Source organism: Lyngbya sp. CCY1209, from assembly GCF_055795065.1.
On the sequence record NZ_JAYFER010000646.1, the window covers coordinates 1 to 6797 of the forward strand.

The window sequence follows — 6797 nt, forward strand, 5'->3', positions numbered from 1 at the left end:
GCAAGCGCAGAGGCTTGCCTCTACGGTCATTTGATGATTAATTGATTGTGAATGGGGTTTCATGGGCAAGCGCAGAGCCTTGCCCCTACAGTTGTAATTTGAAAATTAATTGATTTTGGGTTCTGGATTGATCCAAAGATAAGGGTAGTTTTCGCAAGTATCTGATAGGTTGGCTTTGATGGGATTTTCCAAAATGTATTTCCAAAATTGTTGAAATTCTTGCTCATCTCTAACGATGCGATCGTAGCGCTCCGGTTGCCAAACGCGACCGATGTGGGTCATCACTTTTGGAATTTCTTTGTGAGTATAGCTTTTTAAACTGTGCATGATACTCGCCAGAGGCCAATAATCACCCTTCTCCTTTTGCAGAGGTTGCATTAGCAAGTGGACGTGATCGGGCATGACTACAAATGTGAACATTTTATATCTTTTATCGTGAAAAAATAAACAAGCTGTAAATACAACTTTTCTTGCTTCTGGAGTGAGTTCTAATTTTTCCCAAGTATTGAATGTGATGAAGTAGATCGCCCCATTCAGTTCCCAATGTGGCAACCGGCGATAATATCTTTTCACCTCACTCGGATCGACTTCCATAATTTTCAGTTGGGACAATTTTGGAGTTCTGGGCAATTCAATGAATTATTAGGTGGTGGCAAGCCTCTGTGCTTGCCCCTGAAATCGGATTGGGGTTGATTGAAATGAATGGCTCATCGGGTGGTGGCAAGCCTCTGTGGTTGCCCATAAAATCGGATTGGGGTTGATTGAAATGAATGGCTCATCGGGTGGTGGCAAGCCTCTGTGCTTGCCCCTGAAATTTAATAGTAATTAATGAATCATCGGGTGGTGGCCAGCCTCTGCGCTTGCCCCTGAAATCTGATTTGGGCAACCCTGTAAGGTTGCCCCCACATGGTTTAAAACTGTTCGCCGACGAAAATGGTGCGGACTTCGCCGTTCCGGCGGATCACCGCTTCCTGGTTGACCACTTCCACCAGAGTCCAGCCGCTGGCGGCGACGCTTTCGCCGACGTAGATGCGGCGGGCGACCCCGTTGACTTCAAATAATGCCGCGGAGCGATCGCCCAATTCCAAAATGCCGACGAGGGTATGGACGGCGCCGGATTGGGGTTCGGTGGTGTCGGAGGCGGCGGCGGTCTGTTCGGGAGGGGCCGCCGGGGCACTCGGAGATGCCGGGGGGGGTGCCGGAATGGAGGAAGGGGTGGGGGGGGCGGGAATGGTGGCGGCGGGACTCGTCGTCGGAGTCGCGGCTGGTTCGGGTTCCGGAGTGGCGGTCGCCGTTTCTGTGGGGGTCGGTTCGGGTTCGGCCTGCACGTCCGCGCCGGAGGCCTGCCCGCCGGGGGTGGGGGTAGGTTGGGGCGGTTGCTGATTCTGCCGAGTCTGGGCCTGCAATGTGGCCATGACCTGATTGGAGAGGGAGGCGGTTTGGTCGGAGGCCTCTTGGACGGCTTCGGCCACCCGATTGATCGCCGCGATCAGGTTATTGGTGTTGGCGAGGGCCGTCGTGTCGGGGTTCGACGGGGGCGCGTCGGGGATGGGAAGGGTGGGCAAATTCATCACGGGGGGCGATCCCGGGAAACCCTGAAGGGCTATTTGGGGGGTTGTCGCTTTCCCTTCGATCGCGGCCAGCGATCGCTCCAAATAATCGACAAACTTCCCGTCCGCCCGGGTTTGGGCGTCGAGTGAGGGGGCGACGGCGACGGGTGCGGGGGCAAATAGCCGCCCCAGACCGCCCCGGGTCGCCAACCACAGGGAGAGGGTGACAACCAGAGACGCACAGGCAGCACCCAGGAGGATGCGATCGAAGGACTCGGTGCGATCGGCCCGGGCGTCCCGCAGGTTCACTTCCGAGGAGAGCGCCCCCTCCGTTTCCGCTTCAGTCTCGACCGCCGGCAGGATAATTTGGGGGACTTTGATGGATTGGAGGGAGATAAACTCCGGCTGTGCGGAGTCTTTGGGTAGCTTGGAGCCGCCTTCGAGGACGCGATCGACATCTCCGAAGATCTCGTCCATCAAGTCGTCGGCGTGGGTGTCGATCGCCAACGGCTCCATCGGTGCCGGCTCGGCGAAGTCCACATCCGGGTTTTGACGTTTCATTTCCTGAACCATCCGTTCGATCCTCCCTCCTCAATTGGATTACCTCGTCGGTTATTATTATGCGATTCTTTTTACCCGATTTGGTTTCTCCGGCCCACTAATTTTATTCAATTTCAACATTTGACCGCCACGACGGCCCGGTTGTCCCACGGACGGCTGGAAATCTGTCTCCCTTGCGATCGCCGCGCCACAATCGTGGGGATAGGATAATGACAAATATCGCGATCGCCGGGATTTCTCCCCGGATTCCATTCATCAACCACCTATATCGGACTCAATCCCCGCCATGATCGACACTTCTACCTTCGTCGCCCAATATCAATCCGCCGAATCCCTCCCCCAAATCTGGCCGATTCTGGCGCAAACCGTCCCCCAAGAAATCGCCCTGTGGGACCCCCACGCCCAGCCGGAAGTCCGCATCAGCTACGGCGAACTGTGGACGCAAATCCAACAATTTGCCGCCGGTTTGCAGCGGTTGGGGGTGGAACCGATCGCCGATGACATCCCCCCCCGCATCGCCCTGTTCGCCGACGACAGCCCCCGGTGGATGATCGCCGACCAGGGGATCATGACCGCCGGGGCCGCCGATGCCGTCCGGGGGGCGACGGCCGACCCCGAAGAACTCGCCTACATCCTGCAAAATAGCGGTAGCACCGGCCTGGTGGTCGAAAACTTGGCCCTGCTTGACAAGTTGCACGGCGCAATTCAGGATCTACCGATCCGATTTGTGATTCTCCTGTCCGACGAAGAACCGGAACCGAAACACCCCCTCGCTCTCCCCGTGTTCAATTTCAGCCAACTCATGGCCCAGGGGGAAGACCTGACCCTCACCAAACCCGCAACAACCACCCCCGACGACCTGGCGACCCTGCTCTACACCTCGGGGACGACCGGAAAACCCAAGGGGGTGATGCTCACCCACCGCAATTTTTTGCACCAACTCACCGCCGTCTACGACGTCCTCCAAGCCACCCCCGGAGAAATCGTCCTCAGCATCCTGCCGACCTGGCACAGTTTAGGGCGAATGGGACAATATTACTGTCTGTCTCAGGGGACGACGCTCGTTTATACCAATATCCGCTATTTCAAGCGAGATCTGCGGGAGTTCAAACCCCACTACATGGTCAGCGTCCCCCGTATTTGGGAGTCCATCCACGAAGCGGCCCAGAAGCAATTCCGGGACCAGCCGCCCACCCGGCAGAAATTGGTCAATTTCTTTTTCTCCGCCAGCGATCGCTACATCCGCGCCCGCCGGGTCGTCCGGGGACTGACGCTGTCGTCCGAAAAAAAGGGCAAAAGCCAGAGCGCCAAAATGGCGGCCCAACTGCAAATGCTGTTGTGGGCGCCCATCCACGCCCTTGGGGATCAACTGGTTTATCGAAAAGTGCGGGAAGCTGTGGGGGGAGACCTGAAATTGGCGATCAGCGGCGGTGGCTCCTTGGCCATGCACTTGGAGAATTTTTACGAAATCGTGGGGATTGAGTTGCTGGTGGGTTATGGGTTGACGGAAACGGCGCCAGTTTTGACGGCGCGACGGTTGTGGCACAACCTGCGGGGGTCGGCCGGAAAGCCGATCCCCCACACCGAAATTCGCATCATCGACCCCGACACCCGGCAAACCTGCGAAGTGGGGCACAAGGGGCTGGTGTTGGCGCGCGGTCCCCAGGTGATGGCGGGTTATTTTAAAAATCCCGAGGCGACTCAAAAGGCGATCGACCCGGAGGGGTGGTTCGACACGGGGGATCTCGGCTGGCTGACGCGACAGCAGGATCTGGTGTTGACGGGGCGGGCGAAGGATACGATCGTGCTCACCAACGGCGAGAATATCGAACCCCAACCCATCGAGGACGCCTGTGCGCGGAGTCCCTACATCGACCAGATCGTATTGGTGGGCCAGGATCAAAAATCCCTGGGGGCGCTGATCGTCCCCAATGTGGACGCTTTGAAGCAGTGGGCCGGGGAGCAGAATGTCACTTTGGATTGGCCGGAGGGGGACGGCGGAACTGCCGCCCTCGAAAGCCAGCCCATTCAAGACCTGTTTCGCCGGGAGTTGAACCGGGAGGTGAAAAATCGCCCCAGCTACCGCCCCGACGATCGCATCGGTCCGTTCCGATTAATTTTGGAACCTTTCTCCATCGAAAACGGGATGCTCACCCAAACCTTGAAAATCAAGCGCCCGGTTGTAATGGAGCGCTACCGCGATATGATTAACGAGATGTATTGAACCGGTGGGGGCGGCGATCGCAGTTGGCAAATAACCAGGGAACGGGGGAACGGGCGATCCAATCTGGGGCCTCCGCTCCCCGGCCGTCACCGAGTTGAGGTGTGGGTTGTCCAGACCGTCCCGACCGACCGCAGGCCCCCACGACTGACTTCTGAACACTGACAGGACAATTTTATGGAGATTTCCAACAACCAACTGCTTCTCAAGCGCCCCATCAATGTCAAAGCGATCGTGACCCCCCGGTGGAAAGAGGAAGCGCAACAACAACTGCAAGCTCAAATTAATCAGATTGACTCTCAGCTCCAACAACTCGAAATGCAGGGGCAGCGCATGATTGCCGAACTGAAAAAACAGAGCCTGCAACCTCCAGGTCCGGAAGTTTTGAAACAGATCGAAAATATCCAAAATCAGGTGAACGAACAGAAGAGTAAACTTCTGGATCAAAAGAATCAGAGCCTGCAACAACTGCAACAAATTCAGACCTTTGAGCTCGAACAGGAAGTCAACCAAGGTCAGATCGAAAGCGTGTTTACCGTCGAAAAAGGTGACAATTTGATCAAAAAAATGCAGGTGGAAATTCTCCTCCGAGACGGCGTGGTGGAAGAAATTCGCGGCGACGTCTGACGGGGGCGCTCGGGCGATCGCCACTCCCGGTTTTCGCGCCGGGGATGAGGGCGGAGCAACTTGTAGTAGAATCGACAGATGCCGATCGCGGACGAATTCGGAAAATTCGCCGTCGATGTCGGGACGGGGACGGCCCGGATCGCCTCGGCGCTTTTGAAATCGCCCCGGAAGGGGGTCAACCCGGGGAGTCGGCGACTGCCCCGGGAGTCAGTGCCGGCCTCGGTTCAGCCGAGCCGACAACCAACCCATCGGAAGCCCGCACCACAGCACCGCCTTGGTTTTTTCGGGCCCATTCACACGCAGCCAACACCACCACTCAGCAGCTATGATTCACGAAGTGTTTATGCCAGCCCTCAGCTCGACGATGACGGAGGGTAAAATTGTTTCATGGCAAAAATCCTCCGGCGATCGCGTCGGCAAGGGGGAAACCGTTCTCATCGTGGAGTCCGACAAAGCCGATATGGATGTGGAGGCGTTCCACGAAGGCTTTTTGGCGACGGTCATCGTTCCGGAAGGGGGGGTCGCCGAGGTCGGACAGACCATCGCCCTGATCGCCGAAACGGAGGCGGAAATTGAAGAAGCCAAACAAAAGGGAGCCGCACTCAGTTCCGGGAGTTCCCAACCCGCATCGGAACCCGAACCCGCACCGCAGCGGGAGGAACCGGAACCCGTCGCCGCCACCGCCGGCGCGGATTCCACCCCCAGCCGCCGCAACGGCCGCATCGTGGCATCCCCCCGCGCCCGCAAATTGGCCCAGGAACTCGATGTCGATTTGAATACCCTGCACGGCAGCGGCCCCCACGGCCGGATCGTAGCCGAGGACGTGGAAGCCGCGATCGGACGGACTTCCGCCCCGGCTGCACCGCCGCAACCCGCGCCCCGACAACAACCCGCCCCGATGCCCGCCGCCGCCCCCGCCCCGGCGACCGCCACTGCACCGCCGCTGGGGGAAGTCGTGAAGATGAACACCCTGCAAACGGCGGTGGTGCGGAATATGGTCGCCAGCTTGCAGGTGCCGACGTTCCACGTCGGATACACCATCACCACCGACAATTTAGACCAACTCTATAAGCAGATCAAATCCAAAGGGGTGACGATGACGGCCCTCCTCGCCAAGGCGGTGGCGATGAGTTTGCAGAAATATCCGGTGGTCAATGCCAGCTATGTCGAGTCCGGCATCCAATACAATGCGGGTATCAACGTCGCCGTGGCGGTGGCGATGCCCGACGGGGGGCTGATCACGCCGGTGTTGCAAAATGCCGACAAAGTGGATATCTATTCCCTCTCCCGCAATTGGAAGGATCTCGTCGATCGCGCCCGGGCCAAGCAATTGCAGCCGGAGGAGTACACCACGGGAACTTTCACCCTCTCCAACTTGGGGATGTTCGGGGTCGATCGCTTCGATGCCATTTTGCCCCCCGGCCAGGGTTCGATCTTGGCGATCGGGGCTTCCCGTCCGGCTGTGGTCGCCACCCCCGACGGCATGATGGGCGTCAAACGCCAGATGCAGGTCAACATCACCTGTGACCACCGGATCATCTACGGGGCGGACGCGGCGGCGTTCCTTCAGTATTTCGCCCAGTTGATCGAAAATGACCCCCAATCTCTGACGCTGTAAAAGCGGAGGAAGCGGAGGAAGCGGAGGGAGCGGAGGGAGCGGAGGGAGCGGAGGGAGCGGAGGGAGCGGAGGGAGCGGAGGGAGCGGAGGGAGCGGAGGGAGCAGAGGAAGCAGAGGAAGCAGGGGAAGCGGGTCAAACATCCGCACCGCTTGGGAATCAATTCCCCGAGGGCGCAAGCCTTGCGCCCCTACCAGCAAAAATCATCTGAAGATGATTGGG

At 58.3% G+C, this 6797-nt stretch carries 7 protein-coding genes; 4 read left to right on the forward strand and 3 right to left on the reverse strand.

Annotation, left to right across the window (positions count from 1 at the left end):
* Window positions 1-105 precede the first annotated feature (105 nt).
* The 3 genes from AC0QHF_RS26280 to AC0QHF_RS26290 form a co-directional block, all read right to left on the reverse strand.
* A complete protein-coding gene (locus AC0QHF_RS26280; RefSeq protein WP_324707235.1) occupies window positions 106-594 on the reverse strand; it encodes an REP-associated tyrosine transposase in 489 nt (162 codons plus the stop codon).
* 317 nt (window positions 595-911) lie between these two features.
* Window positions 912-2123: a hypothetical protein gene (locus tag AC0QHF_RS26285; protein ID WP_324707236.1), complete on the reverse strand. Its 1212-nt coding sequence runs from the start codon at window positions 2121-2123 to the stop codon at window positions 912-914.
* Window positions 2124-2224: 101 nt separating this feature from the next.
* Window positions 2225-2374, reverse strand: a complete 150-nt coding sequence (locus AC0QHF_RS26290; RefSeq protein ID WP_324707237.1) for a hypothetical protein — start codon at window positions 2372-2374, stop codon at window positions 2225-2227.
* A 23-nt stretch (window positions 2375-2397) separates the two neighbouring features.
* On the opposite strand from AC0QHF_RS26290, the gene AC0QHF_RS26295 reads away from it, so the two are divergent.
* The 4 genes from AC0QHF_RS26295 (at window position 2398) to AC0QHF_RS26310 (ending at window position 6577) form a co-directional block, all read left to right on the forward strand.
* Window positions 2398-4335, forward strand: a complete 1938-nt coding sequence (locus AC0QHF_RS26295) for an AMP-dependent synthetase/ligase (RefSeq protein ID WP_324707238.1) — start codon at window positions 2398-2400, stop codon at window positions 4333-4335.
* Window positions 4336-4509: 174 nt separating this feature from the next.
* Window positions 4510-4959, forward strand: a complete 450-nt coding sequence (locus AC0QHF_RS26300) for a YlqD family protein (RefSeq protein ID WP_324707239.1) — start codon at window positions 4510-4512, stop codon at window positions 4957-4959.
* Between the two features lie 44 nt (window positions 4960-5003).
* The gene (locus AC0QHF_RS26305) at window positions 5004-5288 is read left to right on the forward strand and encodes a hypothetical protein (protein WP_324707240.1); all 285 of its coding nucleotides are present in this window, start codon (window positions 5004-5006) and stop codon (window positions 5286-5288) included.
* Window positions 5285-6577 carry a dihydrolipoamide acetyltransferase family protein gene (locus AC0QHF_RS26310; RefSeq protein ID WP_324707241.1) on the forward strand — a complete coding sequence of 431 codons (1293 nt, stop codon included), beginning with the start codon at window positions 5285-5287 and terminating at the stop codon, window positions 6575-6577. The genes AC0QHF_RS26305 and AC0QHF_RS26310 overlap by 4 nt, the downstream gene beginning before the upstream one ends.
* Window positions 6578-6797 lie beyond the last annotated feature (220 nt).